This is a genomic window from Amycolatopsis sp. cmx-4-61, from assembly GCF_046548775.1.
GTDB lineage: Bacteria > Actinomycetota > Actinomycetes > Mycobacteriales > Pseudonocardiaceae > Amycolatopsis.
This window is the reverse complement of record NZ_JAEBEI010000004.1, coordinates 97,191-112,718: the sequence shown is the minus strand read 5'-3', so window position 1 is coordinate 112,718 and position 15,528 is coordinate 97,191. Positions and strand designations below refer to the sequence as shown.

The 15,528-nt window shown below is 72.6% G+C and carries 14 protein-coding genes; 7 read left to right on the top strand and 7 right to left on the bottom strand.

Annotated features, from left to right (window positions below; translation table 11 throughout):
- Positions 1-2: 2 nt before the first annotated feature.
- From ACLJOU_RS15235 to ACLJOU_RS15220, 4 genes are read right to left on the bottom strand one after another with little or no spacing between them, the layout of a single operon-like run.
- Positions 3-1,703: a hydantoinase B/oxoprolinase family protein gene (locus tag ACLJOU_RS15235; RefSeq protein WP_410567755.1), complete on the bottom strand. Its 1,701-nt coding sequence runs from the start codon at positions 1,701-1,703 to the stop codon at positions 3-5.
- Positions 1,700-3,730: a hydantoinase/oxoprolinase family protein gene (locus tag ACLJOU_RS15230; protein WP_410567753.1), complete on the bottom strand. Its 2,031-nt coding sequence runs from the start codon at positions 3,728-3,730 to the stop codon at positions 1,700-1,702. Before ACLJOU_RS15230 ends, ACLJOU_RS15235 begins: the two co-directional genes overlap by 4 nt.
- Positions 3,727-5,349: a thiamine pyrophosphate-binding protein gene (locus ACLJOU_RS15225; RefSeq protein WP_410567751.1), complete on the bottom strand. Its 1,623-nt coding sequence runs from the start codon at positions 5,347-5,349 to the stop codon at positions 3,727-3,729. Before ACLJOU_RS15225 ends, ACLJOU_RS15230 begins: the two co-directional genes overlap by 4 nt.
- Positions 5,350-5,393: 44 nt before the next feature.
- A complete protein-coding gene (locus ACLJOU_RS15220; protein ID WP_410567749.1) occupies positions 5,394-6,578 on the bottom strand; it encodes an NAD(P)/FAD-dependent oxidoreductase in 1,185 nt (394 codons plus the stop codon).
- 80 nt (positions 6,579-6,658) lie between these two features.
- Between ACLJOU_RS15220 and ACLJOU_RS15215 the strand changes: the two genes are divergently transcribed.
- The 7 genes from ACLJOU_RS15215 to ACLJOU_RS15185 all read left to right on the top strand — a co-directional run bounded on the left by ACLJOU_RS15215 (position 6,659) and on the right by ACLJOU_RS15185 (position 12,584).
- On the top strand, positions 6,659-8,023 hold the full coding sequence (locus tag ACLJOU_RS15215; protein WP_410567747.1) for a WS/DGAT/MGAT family O-acyltransferase: 1,365 nt from the start codon (positions 6,659-6,661) through the stop codon (positions 8,021-8,023).
- A gap of 126 nt (positions 8,024-8,149) precedes the next feature.
- Positions 8,150-8,236, top strand: a complete 87-nt coding sequence (gene pqqA, locus ACLJOU_RS15210; RefSeq protein WP_043776987.1) for a pyrroloquinoline quinone precursor peptide PqqA — start codon at positions 8,150-8,152, stop codon at positions 8,234-8,236.
- A gap of 3 nt (positions 8,237-8,239) precedes the next feature.
- The gene (pqqC, locus tag ACLJOU_RS15205; protein WP_410567746.1) at positions 8,240-8,929 is read left to right on the top strand and encodes a pyrroloquinoline-quinone synthase PqqC; all 690 of its coding nucleotides are present in this window, start codon (positions 8,240-8,242) and stop codon (positions 8,927-8,929) included.
- Positions 8,926-9,192: a pyrroloquinoline quinone biosynthesis peptide chaperone PqqD gene (pqqD, locus tag ACLJOU_RS15200; protein WP_410567744.1), complete on the top strand. Its 267-nt coding sequence runs from the start codon at positions 8,926-8,928 to the stop codon at positions 9,190-9,192. Before pqqC ends, pqqD begins: the two co-directional genes overlap by 4 nt.
- Entirely contained in the window at positions 9,183-10,247 is a 1,065-nt protein-coding gene (gene pqqE / locus ACLJOU_RS15195; RefSeq protein ID WP_410567742.1) for a pyrroloquinoline quinone biosynthesis protein PqqE, read from the top strand. The genes pqqD and pqqE overlap by 10 nt, the downstream gene beginning before the upstream one ends.
- Entirely contained in the window at positions 10,244-11,062 is an 819-nt protein-coding gene (pqqB, locus tag ACLJOU_RS15190) for a pyrroloquinoline quinone biosynthesis protein PqqB (protein ID WP_410567740.1), read from the top strand. Before pqqE ends, pqqB begins: the two co-directional genes overlap by 4 nt.
- A 298-nt stretch (positions 11,063-11,360) precedes the next feature.
- Positions 11,361-12,584, top strand: coding sequence for an MFS transporter (locus ACLJOU_RS15185; RefSeq protein ID WP_410567739.1), 1,224 nt, complete (start codon positions 11,361-11,363; stop codon positions 12,582-12,584).
- Position 12,585: 1 nt separating this feature from the next.
- Here the strand turns inward: ACLJOU_RS15185 and ACLJOU_RS15180 are convergent, their stop codons facing one another.
- The 3 genes from ACLJOU_RS15180 to ACLJOU_RS15170 are packed head-to-tail and all read right to left on the bottom strand — an operon-like array spanning position 12,586 to position 15,211.
- Complete coding sequence (locus ACLJOU_RS15180; RefSeq protein ID WP_410567738.1) at positions 12,586-12,843, bottom strand: hypothetical protein; 258 nt, start codon at positions 12,841-12,843, stop codon at positions 12,586-12,588.
- 59 nt (positions 12,844-12,902) lie between these two features.
- A complete protein-coding gene (locus ACLJOU_RS15175) occupies positions 12,903-14,285 on the bottom strand; it encodes an amidase (protein WP_410567737.1) in 1,383 nt (460 codons plus the stop codon).
- Positions 14,282-15,211, bottom strand: coding sequence for a D-2-hydroxyacid dehydrogenase (locus tag ACLJOU_RS15170; RefSeq protein ID WP_410568336.1), 930 nt, complete (start codon positions 15,209-15,211; stop codon positions 14,282-14,284). The genes ACLJOU_RS15175 and ACLJOU_RS15170 overlap by 4 nt, the downstream gene beginning before the upstream one ends.
- Positions 15,212-15,528 lie beyond the last annotated feature (317 nt).

The following is a 15,528-nucleotide window of genomic DNA, read 5'->3' as shown; positions in this document are numbered from 1 at the left end:
GCTCACTGCCCCGCTCTCCGTCGTGCTGTCTGCTCTTCGTCCACCACGTAGTCCGCCGGCAGCCGGACGAGCGCGTCCGGCGGCCCGAGGTATCGCACCTCGACGCCGTACACCTCGCGCGCCGCGGCCGCCGAGACGTAACCCTCGACGACGTCGGCGAGCACCGCCGCCACCGGCCGCTCGACCGGCGGCCCGTACCCGCCGCCGCCCGGCAGCGTGACGTCCACGACGGACTCCGCGGCGAGCGTCACCCGGCTCTTCGCCGGCAGGTCCGCCCCGCCGCGGAGGCCGAAGCGGCCGGCCGCGCCCGCCCGGCCACCCGCCACCCCGGACGCGGCGGCGCGCACCCGGTCGACGTTCCCGTTGACGGACCAGGAAGTCACGCCGAGTGCACCCATCGTGGTCACCTGTCCGAGTCCGCCGCGGAACCGGCCCGCCCCGCCGGAGTCCACGCGCAGCTCGCGCGTGTGCTGGACCAGCGGGGCCATGGTCTCGATGACCTCGGTCGGCGTCGAGCGCAGGCCGCTCGGGAACCCGGTGGCGGACAGGCCGTCCTGGTCCGGGCGCGCGCCCATGCCACCGGTCTGGAAGACGTTCAGCATGAACCCGGGACCGCGCCAGATGGTCATCCACAGCGCGTCCGCGCTCGGCGCGATCGCCGCGCCGGGCAGCGCGCCGATCAGCAGCGACGGCAGGAAGTGCCCGATCAGGTGCCGGGACGCGACCGGCGCCGGCGGCAGGCAGTTCAGCACCGAGCCTTCGGGCGCGGTGACGTGCACCGGCCGGAACGACCCGGCGTTGTGCGGCACCTCCGGCGAGATCGCCGCCTTGACGGCGAACGACGCATACGCCCGCGTGTAGTTCAGGACGACGTTGATCCCGCGACGGCTCTGCGGCGAGGATCCGGCAAAGTCGAGGTGGATCCCGTCACCGTCCACAGTGGCCGTGACGCGCAGGACGATTTCTTCGTCGTCGAACCCGTCGGTGACCATCTCGTTGGTGTACGTGCCGTCGGGCAGCGCGCGCAGCGCGGCGCGCACCGCCCGTTCCGAGCGGTCCATGATCTCGGCCGCAACCTCGTCGAGGCTGTCGAGACCCAGCTCGTCCAGCAGCCGCAGCAGGCTCGCCGCGCCGACCTCGTTGCCGGTGACCTGGGCGTACAGGTCGCCGATGGTCTCTTCCGGCGTCCGCACGTTGGCCCGGATCAGCCGTTCGACGTCGGCGTTGACCTCGCCCGCGCGCAGGAACTTCAGGATGGGCAGCCGCAGGCCTTCCTCGAACACCTCGTGGGCTTCGGCCGACACGAGCCGCCCGCCGATGTCCGGCGCGTGGCAGCAGGAGGCGAACCACGCGACCAGCCGGCCGCCGCGGAACACCGGGGTGGCCACGGTGACGTCGTTGATCTGGCCGGCCGTCTGCCACGGGTCGTTGGTGAGCAGCACGTCGCCGGGTTCGAGGGCCGCCGGCGGGTAGGCCGCGACGAAGTGGTGCATGCCGGTCGCCATCGCGTTGATGTGCCCGGGCGTGCCGCCGACGGACTGGCCGATCATCTCGCCGCGCGAGTCGAACACCGCGCAGGCCAGGTCGAGCGATTCGCGCACGACGGCGGAGAACGCCGTGTTGACCAGCGCGTTCTGCTGCTCGGCGAGGATCGAGTGCAGCCGGTTGCCGACCAGCCCGGCCAGGATCGGGTCGACGGTCACACCGTCACCTCCAGCGCGGCATCGTCGCGGACGACGCAGTGCGCACCGGGCGGGACGACCACAGTGGACTCGCGTTCCTCCACGATGGCCGGTCCGTCCACCCGGACACCGGGCGCGAGCCGGTACCGATCGAAGACCGCCGTGTCGACAAATCCCCCAGTCGACAGGAAGTAGGCCCGCCTGCTGCCCTTCCGCGGCTCTCCGGAGGAAGTCGGTTTCAGCCGCAGGGTGACCTCGGGTTTCGGCCCACTGGAGACGACCCGCCAGTTCAGCACCTCGACGCCGACCTCGGGCCCGGTGCGCCGGTAGAGCGCCCGGTAGGTGCGGGTGAACTCGTCGATGAGGGTGCCGGGCCAGGCGCCGCCGTGGACCGGGACGCGGATCTCGTAGCCCTGCCCGGCGTAGCGCATCTCGGCGATGCGCCGGTGCGTCACGTCGGCGATCCCCGACTTCGCCAGCAGCGCCGCACCTTCGGCCTCCATCTCGGCGAACAGCGCGTCGACCTGCTCCCAGGCCAGGTCGTGGACGGCCGCGCGCGCCGACCGCACGAAGTCGAACGCCAGCGGCGCGGTCAGGAACCCGGCCGCGCTCAGCACCCCGGCGGCGGGCGGCGCGACGACCGACGGCGCCCCGAGCGCCCGCGCGACGCCGACGCCGTGCACCGGACCGGCTCCGCCGAAGGTGTACATCGGCAGCTTCGCCGGGTCGTGCCCGCGCTCGACGGCGTGCACGCGGGCCGCGTTCGCCATGTCTTCGTTGACGCTGGTGTGAATGCCCCACGCGGCCTCTTCGACGCTCACGCCCAGCGGCTCGGCGATCTTTTCGGCGATCGCGGCTTTCGCGGCGTCGGCGGCCAAGCGCATTTCGCCGCCGAGGAAGTAGCCCGGGTCGAGGTAGCCGAGGACGAGGTCGGCGTCGGTGACCGTCGGCTCGGTGCCGCCGCGGCCGTAGCAGACCGGGCCGGGTTCGGACCCGGCGGAATCGGGCCCGACGGTCAGCAGGCCGAGCGGGTCGAGGCGGGCGATCGAGCCGCCGCCGACGCCGATCTCGATCATGTCGGTGACCGGCACCTGTACCGGCAGCCCGGACCCGGGCCGCAGCCGGTACTTGCGGTCCACTTCGAACTGGTGCGTCACGAGCGGCGCACCGCCCGCGATCAGGCACAGCTTCGCCGTCGTGCCGCCCATGTCGAAGGCCAGCAGGTCGGCCGGTCCGATCGCCGCGGCCGCCAGCGCCCCGCCCGCCGGGCCGGACTCGAGGATCCGGATCGGGTGCCGGGCCGCCGTGTCCACAGTGGCCACTCCGCCGTTGGACAGCATGATGTGCGGGGCCCGGGTGACGCCCAGCCGGTGCAGCCGCTGTTCGAGGTCGCGCAGGTACCGCTCGGTGCGGTCCTGGACGTAGACGTTGGCGACCGTGGTCGACGTGCGCTCAAACTCGCGGATCTCCGGCACGACGTCGGAGGACAACGCGACCCGCAGCCCGGGCGCGACCTCGGCGAGGACCGCTGCGGCGCGCCGCTCGTGCGCGGGGTTGGTGAAGGAGTGCAGGAAGCAGACGGCGACGGCCTCGATCCCGCGCGCGGCCAGCTCCCGGCCGAGCCGCGCGACGAACGCTTCGTCAAGTCCGGTGTGGACGGAACCGTCGGCGAGGATCCGCTCCGGGACGTCGAACCGCAGGTGCCGCGGGACGAGCGGCGCGGGCAGTGCCAAGCCGAGGTCGTAGAGTTCGTACCGGTGCTCACGCCGCAGTTCCAGGACGTCGCGGAAGCCCGCGGTGGCCAGCAGCGCGGTCCGGGAGCCCTTCCGCTCGATCAGGGCGTTCGTCACCAGGGTCGTCCCGTGCACGACCTGCTCGACGTCCGCGGCGGCGATCCCGGCTTCGGCGAGCAGCGCGGCCAGTCCCGCTTCGACCGCCCGGGCCGGTTCGTCGTGCGTGGTCAGGACCTTGCCGACAGCGGCGATGCCGGTCGCGTCCACCACGCAGAGGTCGGTGAACGTGCCGCCGATGTCGACGCCGATCCTCACGTCCGGTACCACCGCGGCGAGGTGTTCAGCGGCGGCTTCAGCTTGGCCTTGACGACCAGGACGTTCGGCTCGTCCGACTCGACGAACTCGCCGAGCAGCCGCCGGAACGCCCGTCCGAATCCGGAAACGCGGTCGGCGTGCACCCCGAACGACCGGGCGAGGCCGACGAAGTCCGGGCTGTCCCAGTCGACCCCGCGGTGGGGCAGCCCTGCGCGGTCCTGGTCGTACCGCAGCATCCCGTACCCCCCGTCGTCGACCAGGACGACGGTGACCGGCAGCTGCTCCTGAGCGAGCGTGGCCAGATCACCGCAGCCGTAGAGGAACCCGCCGTCGCCGGTGATGCAGATGGCGCGCCCGGTGCCGGCCGCGGCCGCCCCCAGCGACGCCGGGAAGCCGTAGCCGAGGGTGCCCCAGCCCATCGGGTAGGCGAGCTTGCGCGGCGCCCGCACCCGGTGGAAGCCGCCGACCCAGTAGCCGGCGACGCACATGTCGGAGACCAGCACCGCGTCCGTCGGCAGCACCTCGTCCAAAGTGGACAGGAAGTCGTAGGCCTGCGGTTCCTCGTCCCGGATGCGCTGGCGCACGCGCCGGCCGATGCCGGCCAGCCGCAGCGTGATGTCATCGAGCCCGGGCCGCTGCTTCGGCAGCAGCCGTTCGACGATCGAACGCGCGTCCCCGACCAGCGTCAGGTCGGGGACGTAGTTCTTGGCGGCGTCGTCGGCGTCGACGTTGACCGCGATCAGCTTGGGCGGCTTGGGCATCCGCCAGTTCTGCGTCATCAGGCCGTCGAAGTCGGTGCCGATGGCGAGCACGACGTCGGCTTCGTCCCACAGCTCGCCGACCTCGGGCGTGTGCACCGGGTTCGGCGCCAGGCACGGGTGATCGAGCGGCAGCAGCCCGCGGGCGGCGAACGTGGTGAGCACCGGCGCGGCGAGCTTCTCGGCGAGGGCGCCGATCGCCTCGCCCGCGCCCGAGCGCAGTGCGCCGCCGCCGGCCCAGATCAGCGGGTGCCGCGCGTCGGACAGCATCGCCTCGGCCCGCGCGAGGTCGGGGACGTCGACGTCCGGCTTGCGGTGCGGCGCGGGCGGACGGCGGTGCGGCACCTGTTCGCGCAGGTAGTCGGTGGGCACGCCGAGGTAGACCGGGCCGCTCTGCGGCAGCTGCGCGAGCCGGGCGGCGCGGTGGACGGTGGTGCCGATCTGGTCGGCGGCCCGCACGGTGAAGCCGCCCTTGGTCACCGGCGCGAACATCGCCTGCTGGTCGGACGTCTCGTGCAGCACCCCGCGGACGACGCCGGGCCGCCGCAGCGTCGAGGGGATGTCGGTGGCGATGACCAGCACCGGGGCCGCGGACGCCATGGCCTCGCCGACCGCGCCGAGCGTGTTCGCCGCCCCCGGGCCGGTGGTGACCAGCGCGACGCCGAGCTTGCCGGTGGCGCGGGCGTAGCCGTCGGCGGCGTACCCGGCGGTCTGTTCGTGGCGGACCCCGACGAGCTTGATCCCGGTCTCGCCGAGCGCCTCCCACAACGGCAGGTTGTGCACCCCCGGGAGGCCGAAGACGATCTCCGTTCCGAGCGCTTCCAGCGCGTCCACCAGCTCCCGAGCACCACTCACAGCCACGGCCCGGATACTGCCAGATCGTTCAACGATCTGGCAATCGACCCCTAGACGATGTTGTGCTCGGTGCGGGGCGCACCCGCGGCGAACCGGCGGACGTCGAGCTCGGCGATGTCCACCGCCGGCCGTCGCCGCAGGTAGAGGTCCCGGACCAGCTCTCCGGTGGCGGGTCCCATCTGGAAGCCGTGGCCCGAGAAGCCGGTCGCGTAGAAGAACCGCGACAGCAGGACGCTTTCCCCGATGATCTGGTTGCGGTCCGGCGTCGTTTCGTACAGCCCGGCCCAGGCCGTCCGGAGGCCGGCGTCGAGGACCGCGGGGATCCGGCGGCCGGCGAGCTCGGCCAGCCGGGGCAGCCACGCACCCGGCTCGTACCGGGTGTCGAAACTGGGGACGCCGTCGTCTGTGTCGTCTCCGGAAAACGACATCGCCAAACCGGGTCCCTCGCGGTGGAAGTAGAAGGCCGACGGCATCTCGATGGTCAGCGGAACCGCTTCCGGCAGCCCGGGCACCGGCCCGGTGAACACGACCTGCCGCCGGAACGGGCGCACGGGCAGGTCCAGCCCGGCCAGCTCGCCGACCCGGCCCGACCACGCACCGGCCGCGCACACCACCGCGCCGGTCCGGACGAACCCGGCCGTCGTGGCGACGCCGGTCAGCGTGTCGCCGTCCCGCTCGATCCCGGTGACCTCGACCCCGGTCCGCACCTGCGCCCCGTGTGCGCGGGCCGCTTTCGCGTAACCCTGGACGACGGCGTCCGGTGTCGCCTTGGCGTCCTCCGGCGACCAGAGCGCGGCCACCACATCGTCGGTGGCCACCAGCGGGAGCACCCGCTTCGCCTCGGCCGGGTCGAGCAGGTGGCTGCGGACGCCGTGCGCGCGCTGGAGCTCGGCGCAGCGCTCGAACGCGGGCACGTCGGCGGGGTCGGTGACGAGGTAGAGGTAGCCGTCGCGCCGGAAGTCGATCTCGACGCCGAAGTCGCGCGAGAAAGCGCTGTACGCGGCCAGGCCGCGCAGGCCGAGTTCGACGTTCACGGGACTGGTGAACGACGACCGGATGCCGCCCGCGGCCTTCGCCGTCGAGCCGCCGCCCAGCTCGCCGCGCTCGAGCAACAGCACGCCGACGCCGGCTTCGGCGAGCCGGAACGCGCAGCTGACACCGATCACGCCACCGCCGATCACCCCGCATTCGGCCATCGGTGGCAAGGACGTTTCCCCTGCGCCGCGGGCGGTCATACTCGCCAGAGTAGAACGTGATCCACCGGCGGCGGCCGAGCGCGTAGAGTCGGCGTGCCGAGCTCGGAAGGTGATGTCCCATGGCGATGATGCCCGTGACCGATTCGATGTTCCTCCTCGTCGAAACGCGCGAGCATCCGATGCACGTGGGCGGCCTGCAGCTGTTCAAGAGACCGGAGGGCGCGGGCGACGACTACCTCCGCGATGTCCGGAAGAGCCTGCTCGAATCGGACAACATGCGCTCGGTGTTCCGCCGCCGACCGGCGCGGCCGGTCACCACGATGGGCCACGTGGCGTGGGCCAACGACGGCGAACTCGAACTCGACTACCACTTCCGGCACTCGGCGCTGCCGCAGCCGGGCCGCGTCCGCGAACTGCTGGAGCTGACCGGCCGCTGGCACAGCACCCTGCTCGACCGGCACCGGCCGCTCTGGGAAACCCACCTCATCGAAGGGCTCGCCGACGGCCGGTTCGCCGTCTACACGAAGGTCCACCACGCGCTGATGGACGGCGTCTCGGCGTTGCGCCAGCTGCAGGGCACGCTGTCGGACGACCCCGCCGACATGGACTGCCCGCCGTGGTGGGGGTCGCGGCACGAACCCCGCGCCGAACGCGAGAAGCGTCCCCGCTCGTTCCTGCAGGCCGCGAGCAAGACGGCCAACCAGCTCGCGAGCCTCGCGCCGGCCGCGATGAAGGTCGCGCGCGAGGCGTTCGGCGAACACACCGTGACCCTGCCGGGACAGGCGCCGAAGACGATGCTCAACGTGCCGATCGGGGGCGCGCGGCGGTTCGCGGCGCAGAAGTGGCCCCTGGACCGCGTCCGGCAGGTGGCCACCGCCGCCGGGGTGTCGCGCAACGACGTCGTGCTCGCGATGTGCTCGGGCGCGCTGCGGGACTACCTGATCGAACAGCGCGCGCTGCCGGACGCGCCGCTGATCGCGATGGTGCCGGTGTCGCTGCGCCGGCAGAACGACCCGGGCGAGGCGGCGGGCAACAACATCGGCGCGCTGCTGTGCAACCTGGCCACCGACCTGCCGGACGCGGGCAAGCGGCTCGTCACGATCCACCAGTCGATGCGCAACGGGAAGCGGCTGTTCTCGGAGCTGACACCGTTGCAGACACTGTTGCTCTCGGCGGTGAACGTCGCCCAGCTCGGCGTCTCGCCGATCCCCGGCGTCGTCAAGAACACCCGGCCGCCGTTCAACCTGGTGATCTCGAACGTGCCCGGCCCGCGCAAGCAGATGTACTGGAACGGTGCCCAGCTCGACGGCATCTACCCGGCGTCGGTGCTGCTCGACGGCCAGGCGGTGAACATCACGCTGACGAGCAACGGCGACCACCTCGACTTCGGCATCACCGGCTGCCGCCGGAGCGTTCCGCACCTGCAGCGGATCCTGACACACCTCGACACGGCCCTGGTGGAACTCGAAGCCGCGGTAAGGTAGCCCGCTCACCGGCACCGGACTCCCCCATCGGAAGGAAACTTTCCGAAAGCGGGGCGAAAATGCTGGTCAGGCGGTTCCTCCCGCTCCTAGGGTGGCGACGATCACCCCCGGAGAGAGGAGCAGGACATGACCGAGGAGTGGACGACCCCGGACTTCGTCGAGTACGAAACCCCGATGGAGGTCACCGCCTACGCGGCCCGCATGGCGGACTGACCGATGCCGGTCGAGCCACTCCCGGAAAGCGCATTCATCGACGCGCTGCGCGGTCTTTCCGGCCGGTACTGGGGAACGCACCCGTTCCACCGCCGGCTGCACGCGGGCGAACTCGGCGAGCGCGCGCTGCGGATCTGGGCGGCGAACCGCTGGTACTACCAGTGCGTGCTGCCGCAGAAGGACGCGGCGATCATCAGCAACTGCCCGCTGCCGGAGATCCGCCGCCAGTGGCTCGACCGGATCGTCTACCACGACGGCGCGAGCGCCGGGACCGGCGGGATCGAACGCTGGCTGCGGCTCTGCACGGCGGTCGGCCTGGACCGGGCGGAAGTGCTCGACGAACGGCACGTCGCTCCCGGTGTCCGGTTCGCCGTGGACGCCTATGTGACCTTCGCCCGAACGAGACCGTGGTGGGAGGCCGTCGCGTCCGGACTGACCGAGATGTTCGCCGGGCACCTGATGCAGCAACGGGTGGCGGACATGCTCGCGCACTACGCGTGGATCGCCCGCGACGACCTCGCGTACTTCACCAACAGGATCGACAAGGTCGCCGGCGAAGGCAAGGACACGCTCGACATCGTGGTCCGCCACTGCGTCACGCGCGAACAGCAGGACCGCGCGATCGCCGCCCTGTCGTTCAAGTGCGACGTCCTGTGGTCGATGCTCGACGCGATCGAACGGGCCGCCGCGTGATCACCGCCGAGTCCGTCCCCCGGCTGCGGCGCGGCGTCCGGTTGTCCTTCGACCACGTCCGCGACACGCACGTGCTGCTGTTCCCCGAAGGTGTCCTGGTGCCCAACACGACCGCGGCCGCGGTGCTCGAGCTGTGCGACGGCGCCCGGTCCGTCACCGAGATCACGTCAGCGCTTTCTTCGCGCTACTCCGGCGTCGTCGCCCAGGACGTTCTCGACCTGTTGTCGCGGCTGGGGGAACGGCGGGTCGTCGCGTGGACGTGAACCCACCGCTGGGCCTGCTGGCCGAGCTGACCCACCGCTGCCCGCTGCACTGTCCTTATTGCTCGAACCCGGTGGAACTGACCACCCGGGACGCCGAGTTGTCCACCGAGGACTGGCTGTCGGTGCTGTCCCAGGCGCGGGAGCTGGGTGTGCTGCAAGTGCACCTCTCCGGCGGGGAACCGTTGCTGCGTCCGGACTTGCCTTCGCTCGTCACGCACGCGTACGGGCTCGGGTGCTACGTCAACCTGGTCACGTCGGGGCTCGGCCTGACGGCTTCGCGGCTCGACGATCTCGTCTCGCGCGGGCTGGCGCACGTCCAGCTGTCGGCGCAGGGCGCGACCCGGGAGCGTTCCGACCTGCTGGCCGGGGCGAAGGCGCACGACCGGAAGCTCGCGGCGGCGGCACTGGTGAAATCGGCCGGGCTGCCGCTGTCGCTGAACGTCGTGCTGCACCGGCGTAACCACGATCAGCTGGCCGGAATCATCGAACTGGCCGAGGAAATGGGCGCGGACCGGCTGGAGCTGGCGAACACGCAGTACTACGGCTGGGCGCTGCGCAACCGGGAGGCGCTGATGCCGACGGCTGCCCAGCTGGCCGCCGCCGAGCCGGTGGTGCGCGCGGCGATCGACCGGTTGCGGGGGACGATGGAAATCGTCTACGTCGTCGCCGACTACCACGAGCCGTACCCGAAGCCGTGCATGTACGGCTGGGGCGCGCGGCAGCTGACGGTGGCGCCGGACGGGACCGTGCTGCCGTGCCCCGCGGCGTCGGCGATCTCGACGCTTTCGCTCTCCTCGGTGCGGGACACGCCGCTGGCCGAGATCTGGTACCACTCGTCGTCGTTCAACGCCTACCGCGGGGAGGAGTGGATGACCGAGCCGTGCCGCACGTGCGACCGCCGCGGGCTCGACTTCGGCGGCTGCCGCTGCCAGGCGTTCCTGCTCACCGGCGACGCCGCGGCCACCGACCCGGTGTGCTCGCGCTCGCCGGGCCGCGGCGCGGTCGACCTGGTGCTTTCGCGGCCACCGGTGACCGACCTGGTGATGCGCCGGTGAGGGTGGTCCTGCTGGGCACCGCGGCGGGCGGCGGATGTCCACAGTGGAACTGCGCGTGCCGGTTCTGCGTCTCGGACCTGCCGCCGCGCACGCAGGACTGCGTCGCGATCAGCGCGGACGGCGTCGGCTGGTACCTGCTGAACTGCTCGCCGGACATCCGGGCCCAGATTCTCGGGACGCCGGAGCTGCGGGCCGGGCCGGGACCGCGCGAGACTCCGCTGCGCGGGGTGCTGCTGACGGACGCCGAGCTCGACCACGCGCTGGGCCTGCTGATGTTGCGCGAGTCGGGCGGCCTCCCGGTGCGGGCTCCCGCGGCGGCGTGGGCCGCGCTGTCGCCGTTTCGCGCGGTGCTCGACGGCTACGGCCACTGGCCGTCCCTCGGGGATCTTCCGGGCCTGCGGGTGGAGGTCCTGCCGGTGAGCGACAAGCGGCCGAAGTACGCCGCGGGTTCCGACGGGCCGTGGGTGGTCGCCTACCGCATCTCGGACCCGGCGACGGGCGGGGTGCTGGTGTACGCGCCGTGCCTGCGGAGCTGGCCTGCGGGGTTCGACGCGTTCGTCGCCGACGCTTCGCTCGTGTTGCTGGACGGGACGTTCTACGCGCCGGACGAGATGAGCGGAGTCGGCGGCCCGGACCAGCTGGCCATGGGCCACCTCCCGATCACGGCGAGCCTGCCCCGGGTGGCCGGGCGACGGTGGGCGTACACGCACTTGAACAACACGAACCCGGTACTGGACCCGGCATCGGCGGAGCACGCCGCGGTGCTGGCGGCGGGTGCGTCGCTGCCCCCGGACGGCACGACGTACGTGCTTTAGGCCGTTGACAGCGGTGGTTGGCTGGGGAGATGCGCCTTGAGGGGTCCGCGCATCGCGGAGTGCCGGGTGTCGCCTGGCGCCGTCGGCCGCCGGTGACGCCCGGCTGGAACCCGCCGTTGGCCACGCGCCGCCTCCCGACGCCCGCCGACCGCACCTCGCCAACCGGCCCCCGCCACTTGCCGCGCTCGGCCACACGCCGCCTCCCAGTACCTGCCGATTGCACCCCGGCAACCGACCCGCGCCACCCCACCCCGCCCTCGGCCGGGCGCCGGCCCCTTCTCCGGTCGGAGCCGGGGCCGTGAGCGCTGCGCTGCTCGCGCCGCTGCGGGAGCCGCGGTTCCGTGCCCTCGTCACCGGCCGGGGGCTGGCCGATTTCGGGAATGCCGTTGCGCCCTTTGCGCTCGCCTTCGCCGTCGTCGATCTGACCGGGTCCGCGGTCGCTCTCGGGGTCGTCGTCGGGGCCCGGTCCCTCGCCAATGTGCTTCTGCTGCTGTTCGGCGGGATGCTGGCCGACCGGCTGCCGCGGTCGGTCATCCTGCAGGGCACCGAAACCGCCGCCGCGCTCACGCAGGCCGCCGTGGCCGCGAGTGTCCTCTGTGGAATCGCGTCCGTGCCGCTGCTGGCCGGGCTCGGGCTCGTCAACGGGGCCGTCTCGGCCATCTCGCTGCCCGCGGCCGCCTCGCTCACGCCGTCGACCGTTCCGGCCACCCTGCTCACCCCGGCGAATGCCCTGGTCCGGCTGCTTTCCAACGCCGGGCGCATCGCCGGGGCCGCGCTGGCCGGCGTGCTCGTCGCCCTCGTCGGCTCCGGGTGGGCGCTCGCCGGGAACTCGCTGCTCTTCCTCGCCGCCGCGCTCGCCTACCGGCGGATCCGGCTGCCACGCGGGGAACGCGTTCCCGGCCGCCGCCCGCTCGCCGAACTCGCCGAAGGGTGGCGGGAGTTCCGCGCCCGGTCCTGGGTGTGGCTGGTGGTGCTGCAGTTCATGGTCGTCAACGCGGTGACCTCCGGCGCGCTGCTGGTCATCGGCCCGCTCGTCGCCGACGACACCTTCGGCCGCACCGGCTGGGGGCTCGCGCTGGCCGTGCAGACCGCCGGTTCGCTGCTCGGCGGGGTCCTCGCCGCCCACTGGCAACCGCGGCGGATGCTCTTCGCCGGCGTCGCGTGGGTCATGGCGGGCGCGCTGCCGATGCTGGCCCTCGGCGAGACGCCGTACCTGCTTCCGCTGCTGGCCGCGATGTTCCTCGCCGGCGTGGCGTTGGTGCAGTTTTCCGTCGCGTGGGACGTGTCGCTGCAGGAGAACATCCCGCCGGACAGGCTCGCGCGCGTCTACTCCTACGACATGCTCGGCTCGTTCGTCGCGATACCGCTCGGCCAGATCAGCGCGGGCCCGCTGGCCGAACACGCCGGCCGATCGGCGACGCTCCTGGGCGGCGCGGCCCTGGTCGCCGGCGCGACCGCGCTCGTGCTGTGCAGCCCGCAGGTGCGCGGGCTCGTCCGCCGGGCGCCGATGACCCCGGTGTGAGCTAGCGGCCCACCCGCGGTCCGGACGTCAGGTCGCGGTGGCCGTCGAGGCGCCACCAGTTCTCCAGCGTCTCGCGCAGCGCCTGCAGCAGCTCACCGCCGGTCTCCAGCGGGACCAGCGCCGCCTTGCCGTCGTCCACCCGCAGCGCGGCGGCCAGCCTGTCCCCGTGTTCGACCAGGCCGACGACCACGCACGTCGGCTCCCCGGTGACGTCGACGGTCGGGATGGCCCGTTCGTACCGCCAGCCTTGAGCGTTCACCCGGCCGACAGTGGCACAGCTTCCGCCGCCGCGGACCGGGTTTCACCCTCACGTGTACCTCAGGCGGGCGCCCAGGGCCGCACTTCCTCCAGCAGCTTCGCCACGGCCAGCACGAGGTCGTCCGAGTGCCGCGGCCCGACGATCTGCAGGCCGACCGGCAGCCCCGCCGACGTGCGCCCGGCCGGCACGCTGATCGCCGGCTGCTGGGTCATGTTGAACGGGTACGTGAACGGCGTCCACTCCGGCCACTCGCTCAGCCCGCTGCCCGGCGGCACGTCGTGCCCGGCCTCGAACGCCGGGATCGGGAGCGTCGGCGTGATCAGCACGTCGTAGCGCGTGTGGAACTCGCCCATCCGGATGCCCAGCGCGGCCCGCTCGGCGGTCGCGTCGAGGTAGTCGCTCGCCGTCCACTTGCGGCCGAGCTCCCAGACCCGGCGCAGGCCCGGGTCGGTCCGGCTCTCGGACCCCGGCGGGAACGAGTCCAGCAGCTTCGCCGCGCCCGACGACCACAGGACGTCGAACGCCGGCTTCGGGTCGGCGAACCCGGGATCGGTCTCCTCGATCTGCAGGCCGGCGTCCCCCAGCGCGCGGACCGCCGCGGCGACGATCGCGGCCACTTCCGGGTCGACGTCGACGTAGCCGAGCGTCGGTGAGAACGCGGCGATCAGGCCGCGCACGTCCCGCCGGACGGCCTCCCGGAACGAACTCACCGGCGGCGCCAGCGCGGCCGGATCGCGGTGGTCGGGCAGCGACAGGACGTCCAGCAGCAACGCGGTGTCGTCCACCGAGCGCGCCATCGGGCCGGCGTGCGAGAGCGGGCCGAACGGGCTCGCCGGGTAGAGCGGGATGCGGCCGTGGGTCGGTTTGAGCCCGACGATGCCGCAGAAGGACGCCGGGATCCGCACCGAGCCACCGCCGTCGGTGCCGACCGACAGCTCACCCATGCCGGCCGCGACGGCCGCGGCGCTGCCGCCGCTCGACCCGCCCGCCGTCTTCGACGGGTCGGCCGGGTTGCGCGTGATGCCGCGCAGCGGGCTGTCGGTGACGCCCTTCCAGCCGATCTCGGGTGTCGTCGTCTTGCCGAGCAGCACCAGGCCGGCCTCGCGCATCCGCGCGGCGACCGGGCTGTCGACGTCCCACGGCTGGTCCGGGTCGATGCTCTTCGAGCCCCGGACGGTCGGCCAGCCCCGGGTGAGGAACATGTCCTTGATCGAGGACGGCACGCCGTCGAGCCACCCGATCGGGTTGCCGTCACGCCAGCGGAGCTCGGCCGCCCTGGCCTGCTCGAGCGCGCGGTCGGCGTCGACGAGGCAGTAGGCGTTGCACTCGCCGTCCCGGGCTTCGATGGCCTGCAGCGCGTTCTGCGTCGCCTCGACCGGCGAGAGCTCACCGGTCGCGTAGGCGGCGACGAGTTCGCCGGCGGTCAGCATCCTGTCGTTCATCCGGCTCCCTGGTCCCCCGACGGCACGTACCCGAGCGTCTTGTCGACGACGTTGCGCAGCGGCTCCCCGGCCCGCCACCGGCGGAAGTTCTCGGTGAACACCTCGACCAGCTTGTTCCGCCAGCCGACGAAGTCCCCGGACATGTGCGGCGAGATCAGCACGTCCGGCCGGGTCCACAGCGGGCTTTCCGGCGGCAGCGGCTCGGTGTCGAACACGTCGAGCGCGGCCCCGGCGATGGACTTCGTGGCCAGCGCTTCGACCAGGTCCGACGTCACGACGAGCTCGCCGCGTCCCACGTTGACGAACCGCGCCGACGGCTTCATCGCGGCGAACGCGCGCGCGTCGAACAGGCCCTTGGTCCGCTCGGTCAGCGGCGCGACCGCGACGACGTAGTCGGCGTGCGGCAGGAATTCGGTGAGCCGCGCGGAGTCGTGCACCACGCCGAAGTCCGGGTCACCGGTGCGCTCGCTGCGGCCGGCGCCGCTCACCCGCATCCCGGCCGCGCGCAGCAGCCGCGCGATGGCCCGGCCGATCGGCCCGGTGCCGACGACCACCACCTCGCGCCCGGCGACGCGTTCGGTTTCGCGGTGCAGCCAGCGGCGTTCGCGCTGCAGGTCGTGCGAGCGCGCGAAGTCCTTCGCGAAGGCGAGTACGACACCCAGCACGTACTCCGCGATGGCGTCGTCGAAGACGCCCCGCGAGTTCGTCAGGACCACGTCGCTTTCGCGCAGGCCGGGGAACAGCACGGGGTCGACCCCCGCGCTGGCGATGTGCAGCCAGCGCAGCCGGCCGGCCGCGTGCCACGCCCCGGGCACCGCCGTGGAGAGGAAGTCGTAGACGAAGAGGGCGTCCGCTCCGGACAACGCTTCGGCGAGGCCCGCCGCGTCCGTGTAACGCACGACCGCCCCGGATTCGACAGCACCCATGTCCGGTGGGCGGGACTCGCCGCAGAGCACGGTCAGGACGGGGAGTTCCCGGTGTTCCGAGACGATCACGTTGACACGGTAAAAGTCGCTCGTATGATTGTCAACAATCCGAGGAACGACCCCCGGAGCACCGGACTGCAGGTGCAGACGTCTTCCGGAGGCTGAGCCTTGGATTTCGACTTCCTCGCGTTCGACGGCCCGCTGGCGCAACGCGGCATCGGCGTCATCGGGGTCATCGCCCCCTTCGGCCTCGCGCCGGAGCGCGCCGTACGACGCCGACCTGACCGGCGCCCTGCACACGGCTTCCTCGCCGAGCT

What these genes read in the sequence shown, in the direction of transcription:
- ACLJOU_RS15215 (WP_410567747.1), top strand. Translation starts at nt 6,659, where the DNA reads ATGGCGATGATGCCCGTGACCGATTCGATGTTCCTCCTCGTCGAAACG.
- ACLJOU_RS15170 (WP_410568336.1), bottom strand. Translation starts at nt 15,211, where the DNA reads ATGGGTGCTGTCGAATCCGGGGCGGTCGTGCGTTACACGGACGCGGCG.
- pqqA (WP_043776987.1), top strand. Translation starts at nt 8,150, where the DNA reads ATGACCGAGGAGTGGACGACCCCGGACTTCGTCGAGTACGAAACCCCG.
- ACLJOU_RS15220 (WP_410567749.1), bottom strand. Translation starts at nt 6,578, where the DNA reads ATGACCGCCCGCGGCGCAGGGGAAACGTCCTTGCCACCGATGGCCGAA.
- pqqC (WP_410567746.1), top strand. Translation starts at nt 8,240, where the DNA reads ATGCCGGTCGAGCCACTCCCGGAAAGCGCATTCATCGACGCGCTGCGC.
- ACLJOU_RS15175 (WP_410567737.1), bottom strand. Translation starts at nt 14,285, where the DNA reads ATGAACGACAGGATGCTGACCGCCGGCGAACTCGTCGCCGCCTACGCG.